This is a genomic window from Delftia sp. Cs1-4 (assembly GCF_000214395.1).
GTDB lineage: Bacteria > Pseudomonadota > Gammaproteobacteria > Burkholderiales > Burkholderiaceae_C > Comamonas > Comamonas acidovorans.
In genome coordinates this window covers 3,346,975-3,373,767 of record NC_015563.1, presented here as the reverse complement: position 1 = coordinate 3,373,767, position 26,793 = coordinate 3,346,975, and the positions used below count along the sequence as shown (strand labels likewise).

Below are 26,793 nucleotides of genomic sequence, written 5' to 3'. Positions count from 1 at the left end.
GCGACGCACGGCGCCACCACGGCAGCCGTTAACATGGCCCGATACCTTCCTTCCGACATCCCGCTGCGGTCGTCGGCCCACACTCCAGGAACCATTGCATGAAAACCTTTGCCCTCACCGTCGCATCGCTGGCCGCCGCCGCCTCGCTGGTGTCCACCAGTGCCAATGCCGCAGCGTTGATCTTCCTCAACGACACCATCGCCGCACGCATTCCCGCCAGGGACCTGCCCGACGCAAAGGCCGCCGTGGCCAAGGTGCTCAACGAGGCCGCCGACGGCTCCGTGACCGAATGGACCAGCCGCCCGAACCGTACCAACCAGCGCGTGACGATGGCCTTGCAGCCGCAGCAGACCGTGCAGACCGGCTCGGCCGGAAGCTGCCGCCTGCTGTCGGCCGACGTGCGCCTGAAAAAGACCTCGGAAAACTGGCGCTTCTGGTTCTGCAAGCAGTCCGATGGATCGTGGAAGGCCAGCGGCAGCCAGCCCTGAGCAAGGATTGCGGTGGCCTGTCACCGGGAATCCGGCATGGACCTACGCCACCAGTCCTGGACACATGGGAGCATGTCGGCCGGAAGATCGACATCGGAGAACAACCATGCCCCATGAATTTGTGCAGGCCACGACACTCGCCAGACGGCTGGCCCTGGGCGTCGCCGCAACCTCTTTGCTGACGCTGGCCGCCTGCTCGGGCGAGACCTCGTCGACGCGCGCGGGATTTCCCATGGCCGAAGTGCCGCGCTTCAACCAGCCCCCGCCGGACAAGCCCCTGCTGGGCCAGCCCGTGATCATGGCCGAGCAGGTCATGCCCCATGCCAAGGGTGATCCGCACGAGCCCTTGCCGCCAGCCGCGCCCCTGCCCGCCAAGGCATCGGAGCCCGCAAGCGGCGCAGGAGCCACGAACAAGGAAGATGCCGGCGGCGTGAACCCGGCCGCTGGCCAGGCCGCCGCCATTTCCGATGGCCAGGGCGAGGGCTCCAAGTACCAACTGGGCGCCCCCAAGTAGCTGAACTCGGCTAAACCCGGCAGAACTCAACCGGAGCCGGACGGACTCAGAACGAAGTCCAGTCCCCGTCGTCATTGCCCTTGGCCGCCACGGTCTGCCTGGCGGCAGGCAGCTTTGCGGCAGGCGCTGGGGCAGCAGATGCGCTGCGCGCGGCAGCAGCGGGTGCAGTGCCAGCAGCAGGGGCGGACGCGGCCAGCGGTCGGGCCGCAGGACGCATGGGCGCTGCCGCAGAAGGCGCCCGCGCGGCAGGTACTGAAGACGAAGCTGCTCCTGTCCCTGCACGGGCCGGCGCCACGCCGTCGATGCGGAACACACTCACAGCGGCCGCCAGCTGATTCACCTGGGATTTGAGCGAGCCGGTCGCAGCTGCTGCCTCCTCGACCAGCGCGGCATTCTGCTGGGTCACCGTGTCCATCTGCGAAATCGCCTGGTGCACCTGGTTGATGCCGCTGCTTTGCTCCTGGCTGGCGGCCGTGATCTCGGCCACCAGGTCGCTGACCTGCTGCACGCTTTGCACGATGCCGTCCATGGTGCGACCGGCCTCGGCCACTTGGCGCGTGCCCGCGTCCACCTTGGACACGGAGTCTGCAATCAGGTCCTTGATGTCCTTGGCCGCCGAGGCGCTGCGCTGGGCCAGCGCACGCACCTCGCCCGCCACCACGGCAAAGCCACGGCCCTGCTCACCGGCACGTGCCGCTTCCACGGCAGCGTTCAGCGCCAGGATGTTGGTCTGGAAGGCAATGGAGTCGATGACGCCGATGATGTCGGCAATCTTGCGGCTGGACTCGCTGATGCCGCCCATGGTGTCCACCACGCCCGCCACCACCTTGCCGCCCTGCACCGCAGTCTGCGATGCCGAAGCGGCCAGCTGATTGGCCTGGCGCGCGTTCTCGGCGTTCTGCTTGACCGTGCTGGTCAGCTCCTCCATGGCGGCAGCCGTCTGCTCCAGCGAGCTGGCCTGCTGCTCGGTGCGCGAGGAAAGGTCCTGGTTGCCCGCATCGATCTCGCCCGAAGCCGTGGCGATGCTGTCCGCACCCGAGCGCACCTGCCCCACGACCTGGGCCAGGTTGTCGTTCATCTGGCGCAGCGCCTGCAGCAACTGGCCGGTTTCGTCGCGCGAATCAACGGTGATGCGGCTGGTCAGGTCGTTGTTGGCCACGGTGCGCGCCACGCGCAGGGCTTCGGCCAGCGGCACGGTGATGCCGCGCGTGATCCACCACGCGGCCAGCGCGCCCAGCACCACGGCCAGGGACACCACGGCGATGATGGTGGCGCGGCTGGCAGAAAAGCGCACCTGCACTTCACCGGCGGAGCTGTCTATGGCGGCGCGCTGCATGTCCAGCAGGCGCTGCACGATCTCTATATAGCGCTGCGTGGCGGGCTGGTACTCCTGGGTGAACAGGCGCTCGGCATCTTCTGCACGGCCTTCGGCCTTGGCCTTGGTCACCACGTCGCGACCCGCCAGGTAGCCGGCGCGCGCCTTCTTGATCTCGACCCAGATGTCCTTTTCTTCCTGCGTCTGCAGCAGCGGCTCGATGCGGTCCTGCAGCTTGCCCGACTGGCGCGAGGACTCGGCCGCGTCTTCGGCAAAGAAGGTGGCCAGCGAAGGATCGCTGCTCTTGGCGATGGCCGTGGTCCGGCGCGAGCCCGAGTGAATGTTGCGGAACCAGTCGCTGATCATCCGCTCCTTGGCCAGGGCCACCTCGGTGATTTCCGTGGTCGAGCGGGCCATGTGCCCCATGCTGACGATGCTGGTGACACTGATCAACAGCATGATCAGCAAGAGAATGGTGAAGCCGCCTCCGAGACGGAGGCCGATGCGCAGGTTTTTCATGTTTTCCGGGAGCAGGATGCAGGGCGGGGATGGTGCTGAAATCAGTTCTTGAGGTAGGCGTCCAGCACCATGCGGTTCCAGTTGGCCGAACCGACCAGGGAGTCGCCCAGCTTCTCGGCCGTGGCAACCACCGCACTTTGCTGCTGCTGCAGCGTCTTGACCCGGTCACCCAGACTGGCCATGGACGAGCTGAGGCGGCTGCCCGTGGACAGCGCAGAGTTGGCGCTGCTCTCCACCGCCTTGCCAATGCCGGCCAGGGCCGAGGTCACGCCTGCGGCATCGGCGGCCATGGACTTTTCCAGGGCCTTGGCATCCACCGCCAGCGTGCCGTCCTGGCGCTGGACGATGCCGAGCTTGCCCAGGCTGGGCGCGGTCGCGCTGCCCGTGACACTCATGATGGCCGAGCGCAGCTCGCGCAGGGCGCGGGTGGCACCCACATCGGTGGAAGAACCGGCCGCCGCGCTCACGCTGCCCTTGGCAACGCTGGAGTTATAGCGCGCCACCAGCTTTTCCAGCGCGCCTTGCACCGACTGGGTGGTGCTGGTGGCCGAGAGCGCGGCCACATCCTTGCCCGCCGAGGCCAAGTCCACCAGGGATGACTTGAACTGCCCCAACGCCGACAGCGAGGTCGATCCCGCCTGGGCCTGGGCCGCAATGCGCTCGTGCGCCTTGGTCAGCGACGGCGCCAGCTTGCGCACCTTCTCCGCTTCGGTGGTCTCCGTCTTGGTGCTGTCCGTCTTGGTGGCGCTGGTCTCCGCAGCGCTCTTCTTGCCGGCCGAATCCGAAGCCGCCTGCGTCGTGCTGCTGTTGAGCTTGGATTGAGCGCGGGCCAGCAGGCTTTGCACGTTCAGGTTGTCGGTTCTGATGCTCATGTTCTCTTCCCTGTGAGTTGGCAGATGGCGCGGGCGCGAGGCCCGTCCACGGTTTGGCAGGAAGACTACCGGGGCGCCGACGCAGCGATGCGGGGAAAAGCAGGCCCCTTGCCCACGACTTGAAGGCTTTGCTGCGCCGGAACGGATGTCCGCCGCCTTCCCGCAGCGGCCCGGCCATGAAAAAGGGCCTCCGAAGAGGCCCTCCAGCAACACATTGCGGCCCTCAGGCCATCTGCGTCAGGGCGCCATAGCGCTCGCGCGCCGTTTGCAGCATGTAGAACGTGATGCGCTTGACCTCGGCCCGGCTGTCGGCGATGTGCTCCCTCAGGCAGGACTGGGCCCGCGCCGCATCGCCAGCCTCGATGGCCGCGAGGATGGCGGCATGGTCGTCATAGGTTGCCGAGACCCGCGGCAGCTTGATGACATCCAGGCGCCGGATGATGCGGATGCGCTCGGTGATGTCCAGGTGGATGCGCGCCATCTCCTGGTTGCCGGTCGCGGCCACCAGGCCGGTATGGAAGGCCTCGTCCAGCGAGGCCACCACGGCGGGGTCGGTCTCGCGCTGCTCCTCGGGCACGCACCAGACCTCGCGCAGCGGCTGCAATGACTTCAGCGACTCGCCCACCAGGCTGGCCACGGCGCTGGTCTCCATCAGGGTTCGCACCTCATAGAGATCCTCGAAGTACTTGAAGTCGAAGGCCTTGATCTGCCACCCGCTCTTGAAATGCACATCGACATAGCCATCGCGCTGCAACCAGAACAGCGCCTGGCGCACGGGCGTGCGGCTGACCTGCATGCGCGTGGCGATTTCGCCCTCGCTGAAGCGGTCGCCGGGCAGCAGGCGGAAGTCGAAGATGTCGTTCTTCAGGCAAGCGTAGATCTGCGCGGCCAGCGAGTGCGCGCTGCTTGCAGGCCCCTGGCGCGTCTCGCACACGGGCGGGGAGGCAACCGCGATGCTCATGCGACTGCCATGCCGGTTGGAGAACACCGCCCCTGCCGTTGGCGACAGCCAAGGCCAGCCAGGACCCGGCTCAAGGCAGCGGAAAAGAGCGAGGCCATGCCTTCGGCACCGGGCAGATTTGCGGGCGGTGACAGGGTATACGCCGATTGCTGCTGCAATCTCTCTGACGGGTTTGCACGCCGGCAATGGGCAATGGTCCATTCACGCATTTAGTACTCTTTCTTGTACACAAGTTGGCAGTGGAATTTATTAAAGAAACGAATTGCGTTTTAATAATTGGACCGGCAAAAATATTCTCGACAACGTCCGATGTTCGTGTATGCTCCGCCACTCGCCGCAGTACGGGCCAAACGCACCACAACGGTTCGCAGGCCCCGGCACCAGGCATTCAATGTGCCTGATCAATAGACACAGGAACCCACGCGCGGTAATCCTGCGCATATCCACGGCAATCCATTTTTATCAGAAATTTTCTGCACATCGATAGTGCAGCGAGCAAGTCGATTCCCCATGCCCGCGGCCATGGGTTTTCGTGTTTGTCAAAGATTGACAAGCCTACTGACATTCAGCTTTTGACAGGAATGGAAAGCTGGCCCACGTCAAAAAAATGACACAAAAAACAGCCAGGCACGCGGTTACCCACGCGGCCTCAAGGCACGTCTCTCCGATATTCCCCCAACAGCCTGATTTCGGCTTTCCATACTGAAAAGCCTCCATCGATAGATGGAGGCCATATTCCCGCACGTCCACGGCAACACCCGCGCCAGACGAGTCCGACGCGGGTTGCCGCAGCAGCACAGCTGCGGGAGGAAGCTCAGGCTTCGCGGTTTTCCTTGATGTTGAAGCCCATCTGGCTCTCGGCGCCCTTGCCGCCCTGGTTGGTCTGTTCCCAGTACTGGGTCTTGACCTTGGCAGCCTGGAACGAGTAGTTCACGGTCACGGTGTCAGAGGAGTTGGCGCCGCTGACGGTCACGTTCGTCACCATGACGTCGGTCAGGGTGATCTTGGTGAACTCGATCTGCGAGCCGCCGGCCTTGCACAGCGAGATGTCGACCTGGCCCAGGTGCTTGCCCGTGGCGCAGTGCTTGAGCACGGCGGGGTAGCACTTGTCCACCTTGGCGATGACGTTCAGGTCATGGAAGCTCACCTTGCCGGCGCCGGCACCACCGCCGCTGGACATGGTGTTGGGCTGGGTAGCACCCCAGGTGAAGGAGTCGATGTCGGTCCAGCCCTTGTGGTTGGAATCCTGGGACTCGCCACTGGCGCCCTCGACCTTCATGAACATATCAACGGACATTGCACACCTCTCGAACTAATGGATTAAACGTTCGCATGCAACCCAATAGCCTGATTGCATCGGATAGTTCACACGCGAACAAAGGGGAAACCACTCTCGGGTAGAGCGCACGAAACCGATTCACTTAACACGTGATTCAGATCAGTGCGGCGCATACCCTGGATGGTCAAGGAATGTATTGACAATCGCCTGCAATCCTCACTGTCGTGAACCGCCCTCCTTTGTTGGAGCCGCGATGATAGTGGATAAGGCCGGCAAAATACAAACAATTGAGCAGACTGAATTGTTACGGCGGATACATCTGAAAAAAAATGTATCCACCTCATATCCATTCGATTCGTGTCATGGCTTTTTGCGGAACTCAAGCTACACTCACGCCGCATTCGGAGTCTGATTGAAATACGATCTTGTATTCATGACGAATCCATGACGCTCGTCTTTGGCCCCTGGCTTCAGACAATAGGCTGATTGAGGAAAACCAACGGTTTACAGAGACAGATTGCCGGTGTGATGCCGGCTTTCTCCTTGTCCAATGGCCTCGAACAGGTTCGGCACCCTGGCTGCGCGACAGACATCGCCCGCCAGGGTGTGAAACAACATCTTGGGTGGGATTGCATGGATAGCGAAGCAGCATGTTCGACCAACTGCCTTCCGGCAGGTGTCCAGATTGGCGAATACCGCGTGCTCGATGTCATCGGCGAAGGCGGTTTCGGCATCGTCTACAAGGCCCGTGACCTCTCGCTGGACCGCGAGGTCGCGATCAAGGAGTACATGCCTTCGGCCCTGGCCGGGCGGCAAAGCTCCCATCAGGTGCATGTGCGCTCGCAGCACCGTGGCGCGTTCGACGCCGGGCTGCGCAGCTTCATCAACGAGGCCCGCCTGCTGGCGCGCTTCTCGCACCCCACCCTGGTGCATGTCTACCGATTCTTCGAAGCCGGCGGCACGGCCTACATGGTGATGCGCCACTACGAGGGCCAGACGCTGGGCCGCGTGCTGCAGGCATCGTCGGGCCGCATCGACCAGGCCCAGCTCAGCACCCTGCTGGCCCCGCTGCTCGATGTGCTCGAGGTCCTGCATGCACAGGACTGCTTCCACCGCGATATCGCGCCGGACAACATCTTCGTGCAGCGCGATGGCAGCCCCGTGCTGCTGGATTTCGGCGCCGCGCGCCGCATCATCGGCGACATGACCCAGGCGCTGACCATGGTGCTCAAGCCCGGTTTTGCGCCCATCGAGCAGTACGTGGACGACGGCGCCATGCCCCAGGGCGCGTGGACGGACATCTACCAGGTCGGCGCCCTCATTCACCAGGCCGCCACGGGCCGCACTCCTGCCACCTCGGTGGCGCGCATGGTCACGGACCCCATGCAGCCGCTGACTTCCGAGCAGGTTCCCGGCTACTCCGACGCCTTCCTGCAGGGCATGCAAAAAGCCCTGGCCGTGCGCCCGCAGGACCGGCCCCAGTCGATTGCCGAACTGCGCAGCCTGCTGGGCCTGTCTGCCGAAAACCGGGCGGCGCCTGCGTCTGTGGAGCCCAGCCCCAGCCCCAGCCCCATCTACATCCCGATCACGACGCCTGCGGCCGTTCAGGCCGCCATGGCCAGCGAGTCGGCATCCGCGCAGGCACCCCGTTTCCTGCCGATCACGGAAACCTACGTTCCCGCACCCACCCCGCAGGTTGCGCCCGTGGCGACGGTCATGCCGTTTGCATCTGTGGCACCTGTGACACCTGCGCTGCCCGTGCCGCCTGTTGCAACGGTTCCACCCGCGGCCCCGGCATCGCCGGTCCCCGCTCCTGCTGCCATGGCAACGCCTCAGATGGCTCCCCCATCTGCGCCCCAGGCTTCTGCAGCCGACCCGATGGGCCTGGGCAACGGGCCGTTCATCGACATCGACCAGGCACTGCCAGGCATGCCGGCGCCTCAGGCTACGGTTCAGGCTCCGGCTTCAGCACCGGCACCGGTTCCCGAGCAGCCCGCCGCAGCGCCGGCCGTCCAAGGCAAGCCTCCGGCTGCCCGGCCTCCAGCTGCGGGGGCCCAGGCTGCGCCCAAGGCCAGGCGCAGCAGCATGGCCGTACCGTTGGCCATCGGCGCCCTGGTGCTGGCTGCCATCGCGGGCGGCGGCGTGCTGTGGTACGACCATTCCCAGGACCAGGCACGCGCCAAGACCCTGGCAGCACGCGACAGCCTGGCATGGCAGCAGGCGCAAAGCCAGTCCAGCCTGGCCCGCCTGCAGGACTACCTGGACAGCTTCCCCGAAGGACAGCACCGCACCGAGGCCCAGGCGCTGCTCAAGCAATTGCTCAACGAGGCCTCGCTGGCCTCCACGGAGCAGGTGCAGCCGATGACCTCGCCCGAGCAGCAGGCCGCGTTGCCCGAGATTGCCCCTTCGCAGCCCGAGCAGAGCACGCCCGTCGTCCCCGTCACGGTGGCCACCGGGTCCGAGCCGCTGCCGACCGAGCCGCCCAAGACCGAAGCCCGCCCCGTCAAGCCCGCAGCGGCCACGGGCAAGGTGGTGTTCCGGGTCGTGCCCTGGGGCTATGTCTCCGTGAACCGCGCCCCGGCACGGACCAGCCCGCCGCTGACCCAGATGGAGCTTCCAGAGGGCGAGTACCGCATCGACATCAGCAACCCGGGTGCGGCCTCCACGGTGACCAAGACCATCACGGTCACCAAGGGCGAGTCGGTGACCGTGAACCATCTTTTCGAATGAGCGCGGCCCATGGCTCGACTGATGAACCACCGCTGGCGATGGATGCTGTGCACTGCAGTGCTCGGCCTGCCCTGCCTGGCGCATTCCCAGGCGGCATGCGAAGAGACCGCGCCCGCCCAAACCGGCTCGGCAGGACGCCCGCAGCTGGCGCAGGGCATTGCGCTGTTCGAGGCGCGCGACCTGGCCCAGGCCGAGCGTGCGCTGCAGGCGGCGCTGTTTGGCGGGCTGGCCGATCCCATGGAGCGGGCTTCCGCCCACAAGTACCTGGCCTACACCTATTGCACGCACAAGGAATGGGCGCGCTGCGAGGCGGCCTTCGATTCCGCGTTCTCCGCACACCCGGGCTTTGCACTGCAAGCCTACGAAACCACGGGTACGCCGTGGCGGGACGCCTACAGCCGCGCCCAGGACCGCTGGATCCAGCGCTGCCCTTCCGCGCAGCGGCTGCGCACGGCGCCTGCGGCACCCACGGCCGGCGGCTTTGCACTGAACAGCCGCGTGATCACCTCGATCACCGCCCTGACACCCGGCCTTGCTCCAGCGCGCTCCGCCGCACTGGCCGCACGGTCTGAGACGCCACGGACAGATCACAACCTGCGCCTGAGGGTCAGCCCCTGGGCGAATGTGCTGATCAACGGCAAGCCGTCCGGCGTCACCCCTCCCGTCGTGCTGCTCAAGCTGGCGCCAGGCTCCCACACGGTGGAACTGCGCAATCCCGGCTTCGAGAGCTATCGGCAGGTGATCCGCATCACCGACGGCCAGTCGGTGACCCTTTCCCATGACTTTGATGCCCGCTGACCATGTCCATGACCCTGAATATTCCTCACTCCATCCAGCGCCTGACCCTTGCCCTGGCCGTTGCCTTCGGCCTGGCCGCGTGTGAAACCGCGCCCAAGCCCGTGGAGCCCGAGCCGGCCCCGACCGTGGTCCAGCCTCCTGAGCCCGTCAAGCCCGTGGACCCCGTGGTGATCAAGGAGCAGGAGCTGGTCGAAGCCATCCAGCTCTATGTGGACGGCCGCTATGAGGACGCCATCACGGCGCTGACGCCCCTGTCCACCGCACAGGAACTGCCCATGAGCAGCCAGGTCAAGGCGCTGAAGTACATCGCCTTCAGCCACTGCGTGGAAGGCCGCCGCAAGCCCTGCCGCCAGCACTTCGACATGGCCCTGGCCCTGGACCCCACCTTCCAGCTGACCGAGGCCGAAAAGGGCCACCCCATCTGGGGCCGGGAGTTCAACAACGCCCGTGCCGCGCTGCGCAACAAGCGCCCTGCGCCCGCGCGCAAAGCCTCCTGAGGCATCCCGACGCTTCCTGAAAACTGCCTAGCCTAAGACTCCATGGACAAAATCGAACTCAGGGTCGTGGACCACGATGGCGTTCCGGTCGATCGCCACTGGCATGCCGTATTCGGCATGGCCGGTGGCACGATCGGACGCAGTGGCCAGAACAAGCTCATCATCTCGGACCCGGACGCTTCCGTCGCGCGCGTGCACGCCATGGTCAGGCTGGATTCCGAGGGAGCCTTTGTTGCGAACCTGAGCGAGCGTGATCCCATCTGGGTGGCAGAGCAGCCCGTGCGTTCGGGCCAGGAAGTGGGCCTGCCCCTGGGTGCGCGCATCCGTATCGGCGCCTACACCCTGGCCGCCGTGGCGCCGGGCACGCCTTTCGAGGCACCGCCTTCGGCTGCAATGCAAAACGCGCAGGCCGCGCAAGCAACGCAGACAGCGGCCCCAGCCGCCACAGCCGCCCCGCAGCCCCAGATCGCCCCGCCTCCCGTCGCCGCCCAGCCCCCGCTGCCGGAAGCAGCGCCGCTGGCAGAGGCAGCGCCGCTGGCAGACGTATTGCCTGCCGCCGCCCCCGGCATCGCCGATCCCTGGGAAGGCCTGACGGCACTGAGCCTGGATGCCATCCAGACCCCTGCCGTGCCTTCGATCGAGAGCGCCATCCCGCCCGAGCAGGCTGCACTGGCCATGCCGCAGCCCGCCAAGCCGCAGCATCGCCCCCTGCTGATCCCCAATGATTTCGACCCCTTTGCTCCGCCGCCCCAGCAGGCTCGGCAGCAGGAGGAAGGCTGGGCCGGCCTGCCATCGCAAGGCACGGGCGAGCTGATACAGCAGCGCCATGACGGCATGGTCCACACCCTGCCGCTCAAGGGCCTGAGCACCGAGGCCTTGCATGATGCCTCCCATACCGGCCTGCCTTCGTGCTTCGAGCAATCCCAAAAGCTCGACCCGCTTGCGCTGTTCGACCAGGGTGGCCTGCCCCCCGATGCGCAGCCGCTGCAGCAGGCCTCGGGCCGGGGCTCCGAACTGGGCCAGGCCTTCAATCTGCCGCGCATGCAGTCGCATGCACAGCCCGCAGAGCCGGCGCCACCGCAGGAGGCGGCAGCACCGGCCCAGCCCGCACTCCCGCCTGTGATCGATACCGTGATTCCTGCAGTGCAGGAGCAGCTTCCTGTACAGGTAGAGGCGCGGGCACAGGTACAGACGCAGGTACCGACGCAGGCACAGGACATCCCGGTTGCCGCGCCTGCCCCGGCGCCCGTGCCCCAGATCCCCGCCGAGCCGGCCGCTCTGGACGGTCTGCTGCCCACCAATGGACTGGATCTGGACCTCTTCAAGTCCGGTCTTGCCCATGTTGCGCCCGTCGCCAGGGCTGCCGTTGCCCCTACCTCGGCCCCCCTTGACACAGGCATCAACGTCAATATCCCCGCGGCCTCCAGCATCCTCGGCCAGGGCGACGCCGCCATTCCCATCGGCGCCCTGCCCTCCACCGCCGCGCCTGTCGATATTCCCGTGCAGCCCCAGCCGGCCGCCAACGCCGATCTGCAGGCACTGGCCGCAGCCTTCATGGAAGGCGCAGGCCTGAACCCGGCCAAGACCCATTTCGAGGTCACACCGGAATTCATGCGCACTTTCGGCGAGGCCCTGCGCATTGCGGTGCAGGGAACCATCGACCTGCTGGCCGCGCGCTCCGAGATCAAGCGCGAGTTCCGCGCCGGCGTGACCATCATTGCCACGGGGGCCAACAACCCGCTCAAGTTCCTGCCCAATTCCGAGGGCGTGCTCATGCAGATGGTCCACCAGACCTTCCCGGGTTTCATGAAGCCGCTGCCCGCCATGCAGGACGCCTTCCAGGACCTGCATGTGCACCAGCTGGCCCTGATGGCCGGCATCCGCGCCGCCTATGCCGAGGCCCTGACCCGGTTCGATCCGACCGAGCTGGAGCGCCGCACCGAAACCAACCCCGGCCTGCTGGACAAGCTGCTGACCAATGGCCGCAAGGCCGCGCTGTGGGACGACTACAAGCACAACTTCGACGTGCTGCGCCGCCATGCCGAGGACGACCTGATGGCCTTCTCGGGCCGCACCTTCGTCGAGGCCTACGAAAACGCCGAGCAGTCCGTGAAAGGCCAGCCGTGATCGCCTACCTCGACGGAGACGGCCACCGCTACAGCATCCAGGTGGCCAGCGCATCCCACAGCGGCAGGCGTTCCAGCAACGAAGACGCCATGGGCCTGATGGACCTGGGCGCCGGCGGCCTGTGCTGCACGCTAGCCGACGGTGCAGGCGGGCATGGGCACGGCGAGCTCGCCGCCCAGCTCACCGTGCAGGCCGTGGTGGATGGCTTCCGGCAGAACCCGCTGTTCGCCCCCGCCAGCCTGGCCTCCCTGATTTCCCAGGCGGAGCACCGCGTCAGCGGCCAGCAGTCCACCTCGGTCTCGCGCATGCACATGAGCGCCACCGTGGTGGTGCTGTGCATCGATCCCGAGCAGGGCCGGGCCCTGTGGGCGCACTGGGGCGACTCGCGCCTGTACTGGTTCCGCGCGGGCCGCATGCACCTGCGCACCGAAGACCACAGCCTGGTCCAGCAGCTGCTGCACGCCGGCCTGTACGAGGAGAACGACCCGCGCCGCCTGCCCAACCGCAACGTGCTGGCCGGCGCCATTGGCGCCGAGGGCCAGGTGCCGCCCAGCATCCGCGCCGACGCCGTGGCCCTGGAGGCCGGCGATGTCTTCCTGCTGTGCTCGGACGGCCTGTGGGAAGGCATGCACGAGTCGGAAATGGAGCAGTTGCTGGCCGCCAGCCAACGCCCCGACGAATGGATACAGCGCATGGTCGGCCGCGTCGTATCCAGCGGCAATCCGCACCAGGACAACCTCAGCGCGCTGACGGTGTGGATCTGCCCGCGTGAAACCAATGACTGACATCGAGACAGGAGAAGCCATGTGGAGATCAGAGGAACCGCAGGGATCGCAGGGGCGCCGGCAGGCGCTGCAAACGCTGGGCGCCTTGGGCCTGGGCACGGCCGTGGTGACCGGCCTGGCCGGCTGCGGCTCCCTCAACCCCCTGAGCCGCGCGCCCGAAGTGGCGCCCACAGCCGTTCCCACCGCCATATTCGAAGTGGTGGCGGACATGGACATCAACCCGGACCGTGAAGGCATTCCCAAGCCCGTGCTGCTGCGCATCTACGAGCTGCGCGCCTCCGCCGCCTTCGACCGCGCCGGCTTCTTCGACCTGCAGGACAAGGACGACGGCCAGCTGGGCAGCGACTTCGTGCGGCGCGAGGAATTCCTGGTCGCGCCCGGCCAGCGCCAGGTCATAGAGCGCAAGGGCAACCCCGATGTGCGCGCCTTCGGCCTGTTCGCCGCCTACCGCGATCTGGAGCGCAGCACCTGGCGCGCCTCGGCCGTCGCGCCCAACTCCGTGGAGCTGCGCAGGCGCTGGTGGGGCATGGGCTCCACCGAAAAGCTGCAGCCCGTGCGCTACCAGGTGCACCTGACCCGCGAAGAGGTCACCGTCCGCATTCAACCCGCATCCCAATAAACGCACATCTATCCACCATGGTCTGGCAACGCAAAGTCATCTGGGCCGAGGGCATGTTCCTTCGGCCCCAGCACTTCCAGCAGCAGGAGCGCTTCCTGTTCCGGCAACTGCAGTCACGCAGCCTGCCGGGGCAGCCCTTTTTCTGGGGCTTCTCGGAACTGGAGCTGGACACCGATCTGCTGCGCATGGGCAAGCTGGGCATCCGTTCGGCCCACGGCGTGCTGCCAGACGGCACGCCGTTCCAGCTGCCGGGCGACGACGAGGCGCCCACCCCGCTGGACATCGGCAAGGACTTCAAGGACGTGGTGGTCCACCTGGCGCTGCCGCTGCGCCGCTTCTCGGGCAGCGAAGTGACCTTTGGCGAAGGCTCCCAGAGCCCTGCGCGCTATCTCAGCGACGTGACCGAAGTGGCGGACAGCAACGACGTGGGTGCCCAGCCCGCCGAGGTGCAGCTGGGCCGGCTGCGCCTGAGCCTGCGCCCCGCCCACGAGCTGACCGAAGGCTGGGTCAGCCTGCCTGTGGCCCATGTGGTGGAGCGCCAGGCCAGCGGCGGCGTGCTGCTGGAGCCCGGCTTCATCCCCACCGTGGTCAACAACGGGCCCAGCTCGGTGCTCAACACCTTCTGCAAGGAAATCCACGGCCTGCTGCGCCAGCGCGGCGAAGTGCTGGCCCAGCGCATGATCCAGCCCGAGCGCGGCGGCATCGGCGAGGTCGGCGACTTCCTGCTGCTGCAGCTCATCAACCACTGGACGGGCGCGGCCCAGCACTGGGTGCGCACCGCCAGCATCCACCCCGAGCGCCTGTTCGAGGAACTGCTGCGCCTGGCCGCCGAGCTGACCACCTTCGACCACGAGCGCCGCCGCCCCGAGGTGCTGCCCGCCTACGACCATGACGACCTGCGGCGCAGCTTCCCTCCGCTGATGCTGGAGCTGCGGCGCAGCCTGTCCTCGGTGCTGGAGCAAAACGCCATCCAGATCCCGCTGCACGACCGCCAGTACGGCGTGCGCGTGGCGCTGATCCCGTCCACCGAACTGCTCACCACCTGCGACTTCGTGCTGGCCGCCCATGCCCAGACCACGCCGGAATTCCTGCGCACCCACTTCCCCACCCAGACCAAGCTGGGCCCCGTGGAGCGCATACGCGACCTGGTGAACCTGCACCTGCCCGGCGTCACGCTGCGGCCCCTGCCCATTGCCCCGCGCGAGATTCCCTACCACGCGGGCTACAACTATTTCGAGGTGGACACCACGCACGATCTGTGGAACCAGCTGCAAAGCTCCGGCGGCCTTGCCATGCACGTCTCCGGCGAATTCCCCGACCTGCAACTGGAGTTCTGGGCCATCCGCCGCTGACGGCGCGACGCATCTTCCGACATGAACAGTTCCAACATCAGCCACCAAATGCCCTGGGGCGGCGACGCCGACACGGGCCGTGCCGAAGGTGCGGCCAGCGCCGCGCCCGCGCCTGCCGGCCAGGAGCCGCTGCGCTCCAACCTGCCCGACGTGGTCAGCGGCGGCAACCCGCTGGTGGCCGCCGCCAACCGGCTGCTGAACCTCATCCCCCAGATCCGCGCCATGGTCACCAACGAGGACCCGCGCGCGCTGCAACAACTGCTGCTCGAGCACATCCGCGAGTTCGAGCAGCGCGCAGGCGCCAGCGGCGTGCCCATGGAAACCATCATCGGTGCACGCTACTGCATCTGCACGGTGCTGGACGAGACCGCCGCCCAGACGCCCTGGGGCAGTGCCGGCGTCTGGCCCAAGCACAGCCTGCTGGTCGCCCTGCACAACGAAACCTGGGGCGGCGAGAAGTTCTTCCAGCTGCTGGCCCGCCTGGTGCAGACGCCGCACCAGCACATCGACCTGATCGAGCTGCTGTACTACTGCGTGATGCTGGGCTTTGAAGGCCGCTACCGCGTGATCGACAACGGCCGCGCCCAGCTGGAGACGCTGAAGGCGCGCCTGCTGCAGCTCATCGAATCCACGCGCGGCGACCGCAGCAGCCTGCTGTCCGTGCACTGGCGTGGCGTGCAGCGCCTGGCCTCGCCGCCCTGGGCCATGGTGCCGCTGTGGGTGGCCGCGGCCATCACCTTGCTGCTGGCGTTCTTCATCTACCTGTGGTTCAGCTACCGGCTGTCCAACAGTTCGGACGACCTGTTCGCCGCCATCAACGAGATCCGGTTCCCGCGCACCTCGGCGGCCGCCACCGTGGCCACCATCAAGCCGCGGCTGCGCCAGTTCCTGGAGCCCGAGATCCGCGAAGGCCTGGTCAGCGTGCGCGACGAGGCCGACCGCAGCACCGTCATCCTGCGCGGAGACGGCCTGTTCGACCCGGCCGCCACCGTCGTCAAGCCCCGCTACGTGCAGGTCATCCACCGCGTGGCAGCGGCGCTGGACGAAGTGCCGGGCAAGGTCGTCGTCAACGGCTACACCGACAACCTGCCCATCCGCACGGCGCGCTTCCCGTCCAACTGGAACCTGTCGCAGGAACGTGCCCAGGCCGTGTCCCAGATGCTGGGCGGCTCGCTGCGCGACCGCCAGCGCCTGCATGCCGAGGGCCGTGCCGACAGCGACCCCGTCGCCCCCAACAACACGGCAGAAGGCCGGGCGCTGAACCGGCGGGTGGAAATCGTCCTGCTGGTCGCACCCCAGCAACGTGACCAGCAACTGCAGGCCCTGCCTGCCGCACCCGAGACCAGGAACTGATCCCATGATCCGTCGCATCGCCTCATGGCTGTTCAACCGCTACATGCTGGAGCTTCTGGGCCTGGTGGCCCTGAGCCTGCTCATCTGGTTCGTCGGCCCGCTCGTCTTCATCCAGCCCTACCAGCCGCTGGGCAGCCCCACCGTGCGCTGGTGGATCATTGCCGGCCTGTTCATCCTCTGGTTCCTGCGCCTGCTGCTGCGCTGGTGGCGCGCACAGCGCATGAACGAGCACCTCATGACCGGCCTGGCCCGCCTGACCTCGCCGCGCGAGGCGGACGGCACGCCCGCAGCAGGCTCCGAGGAAGTGGCCGAGCTGGAGTCGCGCTTCAAGGAAGCCCTGGACACGCTGAGCAAGACCCGCTTCGGCCAGACCGAAGGCGGCCTGTTCGGCCGCTGGAACAAGCGCTACATCTACCAGCTGCCCTGGTACCTGATCATCGGCTCGCCGGGTTCGGGCAAGACCACGGCCCTGATCAACTCGGGGCTGGACTTCCCGCTGGCGGCCCAGTTCGGCAAGCGCGCCATCCCCGGCATAGGCGGCACGCGCAACTGCGACTGGTGGTTCACCGACCAGGCCGTGCTGCTGGACACGGCCGGCCGCTACACCACCCAGGAAAGCGATGCGGAGCAGGACAAGGCAGCCTGGAAGGGCTTCATGCAGCTGCTCAAGCGCTTTCGCGGACGCCAGCCCGTCAACGGCGTGATCGTCACGCTCAGCGTGCAGGAGCTGCTCAGTGCCAGTGACGCCGAGCGCGCCCAGCTGGCCCAGCTGATCGGCCTGCGCCTGAGCGAGCTGTGCGAGGAGCTGACCATCCGCTTCCCCGTCTACGTGCTGGTCACCAAGAGCGACCTGCTGGCGGGCTTCAACGAGTTCTTCGGCGCCATGAGCCGCGAGGAGCGCGCCCAGGTCTGGGGCTTCACCTATCCCTATGACGAAAAGACCCAGCGCTCGCCCGCCAGCGACCCGCAGGCCGCCAGCGCCCTGTACATGGAGGAGTTCGACGCACTGGTCGCCCAGATCAACCGCCTGCTGCCCCAGCGGCTGATGACCGAGCCCGATCTTGCGCGCCGCAGCCTGCTCTACGCACTGCCCCAGCAGTTTGCCGGCCTCAAGGACGTGGTGCGCGACACGCTGGATGCGGCGTTCTCCGCCTCGCGCTTCAAGGAAAAGCCGCTGCTGCGCGGCGTCTACTTCACCAGCGGAACGCAGGAGGGCATGCCCTTCGACCGCGTGATGTCGGCCCTGTCGCGCCGCTTTGCGCTGCGTGGCCGCCTGCCGGCCGATGCCGTGCCGCAGCAGGGCCGCAGCTACTTCCTGGAGTCGCTGTTCAAGGACGTGATGTTCAACGAGTCCGGCCTGACCGGGCGCAACGCCAAGAAAGAGCGCCAGCTGCGCCTGATGCAGGCCGCCGGCCTGTGCGCGCTGCTGCTGGCCCTGGGCGGCGCGGCCCTGGCCTGGACGCTGAGCTACGAGAACAACCAGCGCTACCTGAACGAAGTGGCCGACAACGCCGGCACGCTGCGCCAGGCCGTGGAGGAATCCAAGGCCACCGACCCCGACAACGTGGTCGCCCTGGTGCCCATGCTCAACCACGCGGCGCGCGTGGCGCAGAGCAGCCGCTTCGAGGAATCGGCCCCGCTGGGCTGGCGCTGGGGCCTGCTGCAGGTGCCCAAGGTGCAGACGGCCGCCCACGCCACCTACCTGCGCCTGCTGGAAGACGCCTGGCTGCCGCGCCTGAGCAGCCATGTCGCGCGCTCGCTGCGCCAGGTCAGCACCGGCAGCCCCGAGGCCAGCTACGAAACGCTCAAGGCCTATCTCATGCTCTATGAGCCCGACCACTTCGACGCCACCTTCGTCAAGGCCTGGCTGCGCAGCGATTGGGAAAACACCCTGCCCCAGCATCTGGTGCAGGCCGGCCTGGTGGACCAGCTGTCCGAGCACCTGGACCGCCTCATCGACGGCCGCGTGGTGGTCTCCGCCCAGCCCATCGACGCCAACCTGGTCGCCGAAGTGCGCCAGCGCCTGGCCCAGATGTCGCCCGCCCAGCGCGCCTACAGCCGCCTCAAGCAGCTGCTGAACACCGGCGACAAGCTGCCGCCCGACTTCAGCGTGGTGCGTGCCAGCGGGCCCGAGGCGCCCCAGGTCTTTGCGCGTGCCAGCGGCAAGCCGCTCACCCAGGGCATCAGCGGCCTGTTCACCTATGACGGCTACCACGGCCTCTTCCTGCACGAGCTGCCCAAGGTCACCACCTTGCTGGCCAAGGAGGAAACCTGGGTGCTGGGCCAGGCCGAAGGCCGGCGCAGCGTGGCCCAGGAAGTGCTCACGGGCCAGCTGGCCAACGAGGTCAAGCGCCTGTACCTGATGGAGTACGCGCGCCTGTGGGAAACCTTCCTGGCCGACATCCGCCCCATACGCACGGCCTCGCTGGAGCAGGCCGGCGAGCAGGCCCGCCTGTACTCGTCCGCCAACTCCAGCCTGGAGCAGTTCATCCGCGCCGTGGCCCGCGAGACCACGCTGGCCCGCCGCCCGGACCAGCAGGAAGGCGGCAGCTCGGGCAGCACCAGCAGCTGGCTGGGCGAGAAACTGCAGCGCATCCGCGAGGAACAGCACCAGCTCAGCCGCCTGACCGGCAAGCCGCTGAACGTGGGCGGCATGCTGGCCACCGGCACGCTGGAGGCCGACATCGTGGACTTCCGCTTCCGCGAATACCGGCGCCTTGCCACCAGCAACGGCTCGGGCCCGGCGCCCATCACCGCCAGCCTGCAGGTGCTCAACGAGGCTGCGGCCGTCATCGCCTCGGCGCGCCAGCAGGTGATCCAGGGCGGCGGCGTGCCTCCCTCGCTGAGCGGCACGCTGGAGAAGGTGCGCTCGGAAGCCAAGCGCGTGCCGCCTCCGCTCAACAGCATGTACGAGGCCCTGGCCACGTCCACCTCGTCCTTCGTGGGAAGCAGCGTGCGCAGCACGCTGGGCGGCAACCTCAACGCCACCATCGGCGACTTCTGCCGCCGGGCCATCCTGGGCCGCTACCCCTTCACGCGCAGCGCCACGCGCGACGTGACCACGGACGACTTCGCCCGCCTGTTCGCCACCGGCGGCACCATGGACGAGTTCTTCCGTACCCAGCTGCAGACCATGGTGAACATCTCCACCGTGCCCTGGACCTTCAAGCAGGGTGTGGACGGCACGCCGGTAGGAGGCTCTGCCTCGCTGGCCGCCTTCCAGCGCGCGGCCTCCATCCGCGACGTGTTCTTCCGCGCAGGCGGCAACACGCCCGGCATCCGGCTGGAGATCAAGCCGCTGGACATGGACGCCTCCATCTCCCAGATGGTGCTGGACGTGGACGGCGAAATCGTGCGCTACCAGCACGGCCCGCAAATCCCCAAGGCCGTCTCCTGGCCGGGCACGCGCGGCACCGGCCAGGCCCGGCTGCAGATCACGGCCGCCGGCGCCCAGAACACCGGCATCGTGACCGAAGGCCCCTGGGCGCTGCACCGCCTGTTCGACCGTGCCCAGATCCTGCCGGGCAACTCGCCCGAGCGTTTCACGGCCATCTTCACCATCGACGGACGCAAGCTGCGCATGGAAGTCACCACCAGCAGCGTCCTCAACCCATTCCGGCTCAAGGCCATGGAGGAATTCGAATGTCCGGACCGGCTGTGAACGCCATGACCCTCCAGCGACCCTGCGCCGCCTGGTGGGGCAAGCTGCCAAGCCAGGGCGATTTCGTCGGCCGGCGCATGCCCCACGCACTGACCATGCGCTGGGACGAGTGGCTGCGCAACGGCATGGACCAGCTGCGCAGCGATGCAGCCGACAACTGGTCCACGCGCTTCGTGCACTCGCCGCTGTGGTTCTTCCTGTGCCCCGCCTCCATCCTGGGCCAGCCCATGGTGGGCGTGATCGGGCCCAGCTCCGACCGCATCGGCCGGCTCTTTCCACTGGCCATCATGGCCACGGTGGACGGCAGCTCCGGCATGCCGGCGTCGGACCAGGACATCGAACGCTTTCTGAGCGGCGCACGCGATGCGCTCATCGACGCCCGGCGCCTGCCCCTGTCGGCCCAGCAGCTCGATGAGCGGCTGGCCACCCTGCAATGGCCGTTCCAGCAGGACGGCCGCACGCCGGACAGCACCTCCATTCACAGCCTGCTGGCGGACCTTGACATGGGCGCCTCGCAAGGCAACGCCGCGCGCCTGCCGCGCATGGACTGGCGCGCCTGCATGCGCCCGGGCTCCACCACCTCCGTCTGGTGGATCTCGGCCACGCCGCGCCACGCCCCTGACGAGGTGGTCCAGCACGAAGTGCTGCACCGCCGCCTGTTCACCCGGCTGTTCAAGGGCGCCTGAGTTCGTCCAGATCGCACCGTCCACTCCACACCATACCCAAGCAACACCGACCCGCCCATGGCCAATATCCAGGACCTGCTGACCGAGACCGCCGCCGAGCCGCCCTGCGGCCCGGACCTTACCTATGACAACGATTTCCAGGCCATGGAAAGCGCTGCGCAGGGCAAGGTAGAACAGCAGTTCGGCGACACCGTCATCCCCGCCGAGCCACCGGATTGGCGCGACGTGGAGCGCCAAGCCTCGGCCCTGATGCAGCGCACCAAGGACCTGCGCGTGGCCGTGCTGCTGTGCCGCGCCTGGACCATCCTGCACGGCCTGCCCGGCACGCTGCAGGGCCTGCAGCTGTGCGGCGCCCTGCTGGAGCGCCACTGGGAGCATGTCCACCCCCTGCCCGAGGATGGCGACGACTACTTCATGCGCATGAACGCCCTGGGCACCCTGTCGGACGTGACAGGCTTTGTGCGTGACCTGCGCAACGCCGACTTCCTGCGCGGCGCGCTGGGCCAGATCAGCGTGCGCGACGCCGAACTGATGGCCAAGGGCAACGTGCCCGAGGACCTGCCGCACCTGACCGCCGACGAATTGCGCATGGCCTCGGCCCGCGCGCATGCCGAGGGCCACGAAACCCTGCTGGCCGTCACCCCTGCGCTGCAGGAACTCGACCAGATCCGCGCCTGCTGCGAACAGCACCTGCCCAGCCACCAGCAGCCCGAGCTCGACGGCCTGCGCCAGCTGCTGCTGGCCCTCAAGCAATGGCAGCCCCAGTCCACAGGCGATGCCGACACGGCCGCCGAAGCCGATCCGGCCGCACAAACCGGCACAGAGGGCGGCACGGTGGCCCACCCCGCGCCAGGCTCGGCACCCGCCCCGGCGCGCAACCGCGAACAGGCGATTGCCCAGTTGCTGGAAATCGCCGCCTTCGTGGAGCGCACCGAGCCCTCCAACCCCGCCCCCCTGCTCATCCGCCGCGCCGCCCGCTTCATGCGCATGGGCTTCATGGACATCCTGCGCGAACTGTCGCCCGACAGCCTGGCCCAGGTGGAAGTGATCACGGGCGCCCACCTGCAGGAGCCGCAGACATGAGGGCCACACACGGACCTGCTGGACCCGGACTTCGCTTTCAAGGAGCTGGCTGCCCCATGACACCCACCCCATCCACCTGTTTCCACACGGCCTCTTGCGCCCTCAGCCCTTCGGTCCGCCGCAAGGCGGGACTCCAGGCTTTTTACTTCTGCGACCCATTTTTTTCTTGAAAGGAACACCCGCATGTCGCTCACCAAAACCGGCAAGAGTGGTCAGAAATTCATCGCGCGCAACCGTGCGCCGCGCGTGCAGATCGAGTACGACGTCGAGATCTACGGTTCGGAAAAGAAGGTGCAGATCCCCTTCGTGATGGGCGTGCTGGCCGATCTGTCGGGCAAGCCCGTCGATCCGCTGCCCGAAATCGCCGACCGCAAGTTCCTGGAAATCGACATCGACAACTTCGATGCGCGCATGAAGTCCATCAAGCCCCGCGTCGCCTTCCAGGTGGACAACACGCTGACGGGCGAGGGCAAGCTCAACATCGACCTGAGCTTCGAGAGCATGGAGGACTTCTCCCCCGCCGCCATCGCGCGGCGCGTGGGCGCGCTCAACTCGCTGCTGGAGGCCCGCACCCAGCTGCACAACCTGCTTTCCTACATGGACGGCAAGCAGGGCGCCGAGGAGCTGATCGGCAAGGTGCTCAAGGACCCTGCGCTGCTCAAGTCGCTGGCCGCCGCGCCCAACATCACTGCCCCGCAGGCCTTGGGCCCTGCATCCGAGGCTTGAGGCAGCACATCAGGAAGGCAAGCACGTCATGAATACCGCAACCCAACTCGAACAATCGACCCAGGCGCTGGCCGGCAGCGAATTCGGCAGCCTGCTGCAAAAGGAATTCAAGCCCAAGACCGACCAGGCCCGCGAAGCCGTGGAAGCGGCCGTGCAGACGCTGGCCCAGCAGGCCCTGGGCTCGGCGATCACGCTGTCCAACGATGCCTACCAGACGGTGCAGGCCATCATTGCCGAGATCGACCGCAAGCTGTCCGAGCAGATCAACCGCATCATCCACCACGACGACTACCAGAAGCTCGAAGGCGCCTGGCGCGGTCTGCACCACCTGGTGACCAACACCGAGGTGGACGAGATGCTCAAGATCCGCGTCATGAACATCTCCAAGAAGGAGCTGCACCGCAATATGCGCCGCTTCAAGGGCGTGGGCTGGGACCAGAGCCCCGTCTTCAAGAAGGTGTACGAAGAGGAGTACGGCCAGTTCGGCGGCGAGCCCTTCGGCTGCCTGGTGGGCGACTACCACTTCGACCACAGCCCGCCGGACGTGGAGCTGCTCGGTGAAATGGCCAAGGTGGCCGCCGCGGCGCACTGCCCCTTCATCTCGGGCGCGGCGCCCGCCATCATGCAGATGGAATCCTGGCAGGAGCTGGCCAACCCGCGCGACCTGACCAAGATCTTCACCAACACCGAGTACGCCGCCTGGCGCAGCCTGCGCGAGTCCGATGACGCCAAGTACATCGGCCTGGCCATGCCCCGCTTCCTGGCACGCCTGCCCTACGGCGCGCGCACCAACCCGGTCGATGAATTCGACTTCGAGGAAGAAACCGACAGCGGCGACCACGGCAAGTACTGCTGGGCCAACTCGGCCTACGCCATGGCGGTCAACATCAACCGCTCGTTCAAGTACTACGGCTGGTGCACCTCCATCCGCGGCGTGGAATCGGGCGGCGCGGTGGACAACCTGCCGGCCCACACCTTCCCCACCGACGATGGCGGCGTGGACATGAAGTGCCCCACGGAAATCGCCATCAGCGACCGCCGCGAGGCCGAGCTCGCCAAGAACGGCTTCATGCCCCTGGTGCACCGCAAGAACTCGGACGTGGCCGCCTTCATCGGCGCCCAGTCGCTGGCCAAGCCCGCCGAGTACTACGACTCCGACGCCACGGCCAATGCCAACCTGTCGGCGCGCCTGCCCTACATGTTCGCCTGCTGCCGCTTCGCGCACTACCTCAAGTGCATCGTGCGCGACAAGATCGGCTCCTTCCGCGAGCGCACCGACATGGAGCGCTGGCTCAACGACTGGATCATGAATTACGTGGACGGCGACCCGGCCAACTCCTCGCAGGAGACCAAGGCCCGCAAGCCCCTGGCCGCCGCCGAGGTGCAGGTGCAGGAAGTCGAGGGCAACCCCGGCTACTACACCTCCAAGTTCTTCCTGCGCCCCCACTACCAGCTGGAAGGCCTGACCGTGTCGCTGCGCCTGGTGTCCAAGCTGCCTTCCGTGAAGCAGGGCGCGAAGTAAGACTGCCCGCCTACCTGGCTCCTGGTGCCGACACGCTCGCACCAGGGCCAGGCCCCATAACAAGAAACAGGCCTGGAGAAGCTTTCCCCTCCAGGACCCAACTCAGAGAGGCTTTTCATGCCCTGGAATGTAGACAACGCCGTCGCCACCCTGCAGACCAATGCCCGCGCCAGTTCGGCCGGCTACTGCGCGCGCTATGTGCGCGATGCGATCGGCGCTGGCGGCATCGCACTACAGCGCACGCGCGATGCCAAGGACTACGGCACCAGCCTGGTGGCCGCCGGCTTCACACGCTACGACGCCATGCCCGAAGGTGGCTACAAGAAAGGCGATGTGGCCGTGATGCAGGGCTTCACCTCATCGCCCGCCGGCCACATGCAGATGTTCGACGGAAGCGTCTGGATCTCGGACTTCAAGCAGAACGGCTTCTGGGCAGGGCCCGGCTACCGCACCCACAAGCCCGCTTTCAAGATCTACCGCCATCCCTGATGAGCCCATTGAGCCACGCCATGAACGCCTGTTCCAAAGCTTTTTTCACCCTGCTGCTGGCCGGTACGGCCTGCGCCACGGTGCAGGCCGCCCCCGTCACGACAACAGCAACGGCAGCGGACATCACCACCCTGTTCACCGACGCCCTGCATTGCCGCATCGAGTTTCCCGACGGCCGCGACGAAGCGCTGGCCCAGCGCCTGCGCGCCCAGGGCGTGACCGTGGTGGACCGCGCGCCCGGCGAAAGCCTGGACCTGCTTTATCTGTTTGCCACGCCGTTGGAGATCGATGGAACGCAGGTGTCCTCCATCACCGTGCGCGGCGGCAGCGGCAGCATTGTCGCGGCGCGCGCCACGGGCAGCCTGCAGGCGCTGGTCCAGCGCACCAAGGCCCGGCCACAGGCGCGCAGCAGCTGGAACCTGGAAGGTTTCGGCGAACTGCCCGCCCAGTACGCACGCGCCATGCCGCTCAGAAAAGGCCTGGACGAGACGCCACCGCGCATCGTCATCGGCCATGTGGCCGGCGAGGCGCCCGACGCCGTGCGCTGGGGCTGCCGCTCCTACGACGACTGACCGGGGCGCAGCCGCACCCCGCCCCTCTCTTTTTCCTGCGTTTTCACCATGCCCCTACCCAGCTTCACCTCACAGCTTTCCCTGGACGAGCAACTCAAGGCCCTGAAGGACCAGATCCGCCAGGCCCCGGCCTCGGCGCCCCTGCGCGTCTACTACTTCCAGCTGCTGTGCGTGCTGGGCGAATGGCAAAAGGCGCTGGAGCAGTTGCAGCTGTGCGCCCAGCTCGACCCGTCGTGCGAGCCCATGGCGCGCGCCTACCGCGAGGCCATCCGCTGCGAAGTGCTGCGCGCCGAGGTCTTCGCCGGCAAGAAAAAGCCCTTTCTCATGGGCGAGCCCGCGCAATGGCTGGCCTGCCTGATCGACGCCCTGGCCCATGAAGGAGCAGCTGCCCAGGACCTGCGCGCCCGCGCCCTGGACGAGGCGCCCGCCACCGCAGGCCACATGGGCGAGCACCGCTTCGAATGGCTGGCCGACAGCGATACCCGCCTCGGCCCCGTCTGCGAGCTGCTGGCCCACGGCAGCTACTACTGGCTGCCCTTCGACGCCATTGCACAGATCGGCTTCGAGCCCGTGCAGGACCTGCGCGACCTGATCTGGCTGCCCTGCGAGGTCACGCTGCGCGAGGGCGGCGCGCTGCAGGGCTTCATGCCTGCGCGCTATCCGCTGGCGCCCGGCGATGACGACGCCGTCCGCATGTCGCGCCGCACGCAGTGGAGCCCGCTGGACACAGATGCCTCCGATCCTGACGAATCCTCGGGCCACGTCGCCGGCCACGGCCAGCGCACCTGGGTCACCGACTCCGAGGACTTTCCCATGCTGCAGGTGCGCCAGCTCACGCTGAGCACCGCTGCCTGATACCCCGCCCCTTTTTCATCACCCGCAAGACCAGACACCTGCCCACAATGTCCGCATCGATTGCCTTCACCCTCTTCCAAGTCAACTACGCCAAGTCCATCGCTGATGAGATGGAACGGCGCCAGCTGGATGTCCTGGTGCTCACGCCCCTGGAGTACCTGGGCATCCTCGCGGACAAGGCACGCATCGACCCGCGGCTCGCCTCCCGGCTGCACGCCATCCTGGCGCAGACGCCGCTGGGCGAGTACTGGACCAAGGTGATGAGTCCCAACGTGGACGAGCCCTGGGTCGCGCCTGCGGCCCTAGGCTCCATGGATGCCTACATGATCGCCAGAACCCTGCAGGCCCTGGGCATGGCCGGCGTGGGCTCCTACGTCAAGACCACGTCCAGCGGCACCTACATCATCATCAGGGGCCATGCGGGCCTGCGCGGCCACCTGCTGCGCGGCACGCGCTACCTGGCCTCCAACCCGCGCATGGTGCAGATGGGCCTGGGCATGCGCGGGCTGCAGAACGTGGCCAGGGGCGGCTTCATCCTGGGCGTGGTGGTCTCCAGCCTCATCGAGTCGCTGGACTTCATGTTCAACGACGAAAAGACCATGCACGACCTGGTCGGCGGCATTGGCGTGGAGGCCGTCAAGGCCGGCCTGGCCACCATGGTGGGCCTTGGCATAGGCGCTGCCGTGGCTGGCGCCACCGCCGTGGCCGTGCTCCCGCTGGCCGCCATGGCCGTGGCCGTGCTGGTCACAGGCATGGCGCTGAATGCAGCCGACCAGAAATGGCAGATCAAGCAAAAGGTGATTTCCGCCCTGAAATCCCTGACCGATGACACGCCTCAAGGCCTGTACCGCGTCAACACCCAGTCGCCCGAATGGAAGAAGCTGAACCAGGACAACGGTCAGCAGCCCGACGGCGACATCGCCTGCGCGCCCGGCCCCGGCAGTACCGGCCTCTTGTGCAGCATCAACCGTCAGAAGTGACAGGGACCGA

The 26,793-nt window shown here is 67.1% G+C and carries 23 protein-coding genes; 19 read left to right on the top strand and 4 right to left on the bottom strand.

Going from position 1 to position 26,793, the window contains the following annotated elements; translation table 11 throughout:
- The first annotated feature begins 98 nt into the window (after positions 1-98).
- Complete coding sequence (locus DELCS14_RS14855; protein ID WP_013802375.1) at positions 99-488, top strand: hypothetical protein; 390 nt, start codon at positions 99-101, stop codon at positions 486-488.
- Positions 489-594: 106 nt separating this feature from the next.
- Positions 595-1,002, top strand: a complete 408-nt coding sequence (locus tag DELCS14_RS14850; RefSeq protein WP_013802374.1) for a hypothetical protein — start codon at positions 595-597, stop codon at positions 1,000-1,002.
- Between the two features lie 46 nt (positions 1,003-1,048).
- Here the strand turns inward: DELCS14_RS14850 and DELCS14_RS14845 are convergent, their stop codons facing one another.
- The 4 genes from DELCS14_RS14845 to DELCS14_RS14830 all read right to left on the bottom strand — a co-directional run bounded on the left by DELCS14_RS14845 (position 1,049) and on the right by DELCS14_RS14830 (position 5,966).
- Positions 1,049-2,836: a methyl-accepting chemotaxis protein gene (locus DELCS14_RS14845; protein ID WP_013802373.1), complete on the bottom strand. Its 1,788-nt coding sequence runs from the start codon at positions 2,834-2,836 to the stop codon at positions 1,049-1,051.
- Between the two features lie 41 nt (positions 2,837-2,877).
- On the bottom strand, positions 2,878-3,708 hold the full coding sequence (gene fliD / locus DELCS14_RS14840) for a flagellar filament capping protein FliD (protein WP_013802372.1): 831 nt from the start codon (positions 3,706-3,708) through the stop codon (positions 2,878-2,880).
- Positions 3,709-3,931: 223 nt separating this feature from the next.
- Positions 3,932-4,669 (bottom strand): GntR family transcriptional regulator, encoded by a 738-nt coding sequence (locus DELCS14_RS14835; RefSeq protein ID WP_013802371.1) that lies wholly within the window; start codon positions 4,667-4,669, stop codon positions 3,932-3,934.
- Positions 4,670-5,483: 814 nt separating this feature from the next.
- Entirely contained in the window at positions 5,484-5,966 is a 483-nt protein-coding gene (locus tag DELCS14_RS14830; protein ID WP_013802370.1) for a type VI secretion system tube protein Hcp, read from the bottom strand.
- 615 nt (positions 5,967-6,581) lie between these two features.
- Here DELCS14_RS14830 and DELCS14_RS14825 point away from each other — a divergent pair.
- The 17 genes from DELCS14_RS14825 to DELCS14_RS14745 all read left to right on the top strand — a co-directional run bounded on the left by DELCS14_RS14825 (position 6,582) and on the right by DELCS14_RS14745 (position 26,783).
- A complete protein-coding gene (locus tag DELCS14_RS14825; RefSeq protein ID WP_013802369.1) occupies positions 6,582-8,678 on the top strand; it encodes a serine/threonine-protein kinase in 2,097 nt (698 codons plus the stop codon).
- 9 nt (positions 8,679-8,687) lie between these two features.
- The gene (locus DELCS14_RS14820) at positions 8,688-9,476 is read left to right on the top strand and encodes a PEGA domain-containing protein (RefSeq protein ID WP_013802368.1); all 789 of its coding nucleotides are present in this window, start codon (positions 8,688-8,690) and stop codon (positions 9,474-9,476) included.
- A gap of 8 nt (positions 9,477-9,484) precedes the next feature.
- A complete protein-coding gene (locus DELCS14_RS14815; protein ID WP_224986306.1) occupies positions 9,485-9,973 on the top strand; it encodes a TssQ family T6SS-associated lipoprotein in 489 nt (162 codons plus the stop codon).
- A 42-nt stretch (positions 9,974-10,015) separates the two neighbouring features.
- Positions 10,016-12,100: a type VI secretion system-associated FHA domain protein TagH gene (gene tagH / locus DELCS14_RS14810; RefSeq protein WP_013802367.1), complete on the top strand. Its 2,085-nt coding sequence runs from the start codon at positions 10,016-10,018 to the stop codon at positions 12,098-12,100.
- A complete protein-coding gene (locus tag DELCS14_RS14805) occupies positions 12,097-12,885 on the top strand; it encodes a protein phosphatase 2C domain-containing protein (RefSeq protein ID WP_013802366.1) in 789 nt (262 codons plus the stop codon). Before tagH ends, DELCS14_RS14805 begins: the two co-directional genes overlap by 4 nt.
- A gap of 19 nt (positions 12,886-12,904) precedes the next feature.
- Positions 12,905-13,504 (top strand): type VI secretion system lipoprotein TssJ, encoded by a 600-nt coding sequence (tssJ, locus tag DELCS14_RS14800; protein ID WP_013802365.1) that lies wholly within the window; start codon positions 12,905-12,907, stop codon positions 13,502-13,504.
- A gap of 17 nt (positions 13,505-13,521) precedes the next feature.
- Positions 13,522-14,856, top strand: a complete 1,335-nt coding sequence (gene tssK / locus DELCS14_RS14795; protein WP_012205669.1) for a type VI secretion system baseplate subunit TssK — start codon at positions 13,522-13,524, stop codon at positions 14,854-14,856.
- 21 nt (positions 14,857-14,877) lie between these two features.
- A complete protein-coding gene (locus tag DELCS14_RS14790) occupies positions 14,878-16,209 on the top strand; it encodes a DotU family type VI secretion system protein (RefSeq protein WP_013802364.1) in 1,332 nt (443 codons plus the stop codon).
- 4 nt (positions 16,210-16,213) lie between these two features.
- Positions 16,214-19,870 (top strand): type VI secretion system membrane subunit TssM, encoded by a 3,657-nt coding sequence (tssM, locus tag DELCS14_RS14785; protein ID WP_013802363.1) that lies wholly within the window; start codon positions 16,214-16,216, stop codon positions 19,868-19,870.
- Positions 19,852-20,556, top strand: coding sequence for a type VI secretion system-associated protein TagF (tagF, locus tag DELCS14_RS14780; RefSeq protein ID WP_013802362.1), 705 nt, complete (start codon positions 19,852-19,854; stop codon positions 20,554-20,556). The genes tssM and tagF overlap by 19 nt, the downstream gene beginning before the upstream one ends.
- Before the next feature lie 57 nt (positions 20,557-20,613).
- Positions 20,614-21,639, top strand: a complete 1,026-nt coding sequence (tssA, locus tag DELCS14_RS14775; protein ID WP_013802361.1) for a type VI secretion system protein TssA — start codon at positions 20,614-20,616, stop codon at positions 21,637-21,639.
- A 183-nt stretch (positions 21,640-21,822) separates the two neighbouring features.
- A complete protein-coding gene (gene tssB / locus DELCS14_RS14770; RefSeq protein WP_013802360.1) occupies positions 21,823-22,365 on the top strand; it encodes a type VI secretion system contractile sheath small subunit in 543 nt (180 codons plus the stop codon).
- Between the two features lie 28 nt (positions 22,366-22,393).
- Positions 22,394-23,887, top strand: a complete 1,494-nt coding sequence (tssC, locus tag DELCS14_RS14765; RefSeq protein ID WP_012205676.1) for a type VI secretion system contractile sheath large subunit — start codon at positions 22,394-22,396, stop codon at positions 23,885-23,887.
- 117 nt (positions 23,888-24,004) lie between these two features.
- Positions 24,005-24,376: a hypothetical protein gene (locus tag DELCS14_RS14760; RefSeq protein WP_013802359.1), complete on the top strand. Its 372-nt coding sequence runs from the start codon at positions 24,005-24,007 to the stop codon at positions 24,374-24,376.
- A gap of 20 nt (positions 24,377-24,396) precedes the next feature.
- Positions 24,397-24,948 carry a hypothetical protein gene (locus tag DELCS14_RS14755; protein WP_013802358.1) on the top strand — a complete coding sequence of 184 codons (552 nt, stop codon included), beginning with the start codon at positions 24,397-24,399 and terminating at the stop codon, positions 24,946-24,948.
- A 48-nt stretch (positions 24,949-24,996) separates the two neighbouring features.
- Positions 24,997-25,803, top strand: a complete 807-nt coding sequence (locus DELCS14_RS14750; protein WP_013802357.1) for a type VI secretion system accessory protein TagJ — start codon at positions 24,997-24,999, stop codon at positions 25,801-25,803.
- 47 nt (positions 25,804-25,850) lie between these two features.
- Positions 25,851-26,783, top strand: coding sequence for a hypothetical protein (locus DELCS14_RS14745; protein WP_013802356.1), 933 nt, complete (start codon positions 25,851-25,853; stop codon positions 26,781-26,783).
- Positions 26,784-26,793: the final 10 nt, after the last annotated feature.

Coding starts and splice junctions, on each gene's coding strand:
- DELCS14_RS14855 (WP_013802375.1), top strand. CDS start 99: ATGAAAACCTTTGCCCTCACCGTCGCATCGCTGGCCGCCGCCGCCTCG.
- DELCS14_RS14850 (WP_013802374.1), top strand. CDS start 595: ATGCCCCATGAATTTGTGCAGGCCACGACACTCGCCAGACGGCTGGCC.
- DELCS14_RS14845 (WP_013802373.1), bottom strand. CDS start 2,836: ATGAAAAACCTGCGCATCGGCCTCCGTCTCGGAGGCGGCTTCACCATT.
- fliD (WP_013802372.1), bottom strand. CDS start 3,708: ATGAGCATCAGAACCGACAACCTGAACGTGCAAAGCCTGCTGGCCCGC.
- DELCS14_RS14835 (WP_013802371.1), bottom strand. CDS start 4,669: ATGAGCATCGCGGTTGCCTCCCCGCCCGTGTGCGAGACGCGCCAGGGG.
- DELCS14_RS14830 (WP_013802370.1), bottom strand. CDS start 5,966: ATGTCCGTTGATATGTTCATGAAGGTCGAGGGCGCCAGTGGCGAGTCC.
- DELCS14_RS14825 (WP_013802369.1), top strand. CDS start 6,582: ATGGATAGCGAAGCAGCATGTTCGACCAACTGCCTTCCGGCAGGTGTC.
- DELCS14_RS14820 (WP_013802368.1), top strand. CDS start 8,688: ATGGCTCGACTGATGAACCACCGCTGGCGATGGATGCTGTGCACTGCA.
- DELCS14_RS14815 (WP_224986306.1), top strand. CDS start 9,485: ATGACCCTGAATATTCCTCACTCCATCCAGCGCCTGACCCTTGCCCTG.
- tagH (WP_013802367.1), top strand. CDS start 10,016: ATGGACAAAATCGAACTCAGGGTCGTGGACCACGATGGCGTTCCGGTC.
- tssJ (WP_013802365.1), top strand. CDS start 12,905: ATGTGGAGATCAGAGGAACCGCAGGGATCGCAGGGGCGCCGGCAGGCG.
- tssK (WP_012205669.1), top strand. CDS start 13,522: ATGGTCTGGCAACGCAAAGTCATCTGGGCCGAGGGCATGTTCCTTCGG.
- DELCS14_RS14790 (WP_013802364.1), top strand. CDS start 14,878: ATGAACAGTTCCAACATCAGCCACCAAATGCCCTGGGGCGGCGACGCC.
- tssM (WP_013802363.1), top strand. CDS start 16,214: ATGATCCGTCGCATCGCCTCATGGCTGTTCAACCGCTACATGCTGGAG.
- tagF (WP_013802362.1), top strand. CDS start 19,852: ATGTCCGGACCGGCTGTGAACGCCATGACCCTCCAGCGACCCTGCGCC.
- tssA (WP_013802361.1), top strand. CDS start 20,614: ATGGCCAATATCCAGGACCTGCTGACCGAGACCGCCGCCGAGCCGCCC.
- tssB (WP_013802360.1), top strand. CDS start 21,823: ATGTCGCTCACCAAAACCGGCAAGAGTGGTCAGAAATTCATCGCGCGC.
- tssC (WP_012205676.1), top strand. CDS start 22,394: ATGAATACCGCAACCCAACTCGAACAATCGACCCAGGCGCTGGCCGGC.
- DELCS14_RS14760 (WP_013802359.1), top strand. CDS start 24,005: ATGCCCTGGAATGTAGACAACGCCGTCGCCACCCTGCAGACCAATGCC.
- DELCS14_RS14755 (WP_013802358.1), top strand. CDS start 24,397: ATGAACGCCTGTTCCAAAGCTTTTTTCACCCTGCTGCTGGCCGGTACG.
- DELCS14_RS14750 (WP_013802357.1), top strand. CDS start 24,997: ATGCCCCTACCCAGCTTCACCTCACAGCTTTCCCTGGACGAGCAACTC.
- DELCS14_RS14745 (WP_013802356.1), top strand. CDS start 25,851: ATGTCCGCATCGATTGCCTTCACCCTCTTCCAAGTCAACTACGCCAAG.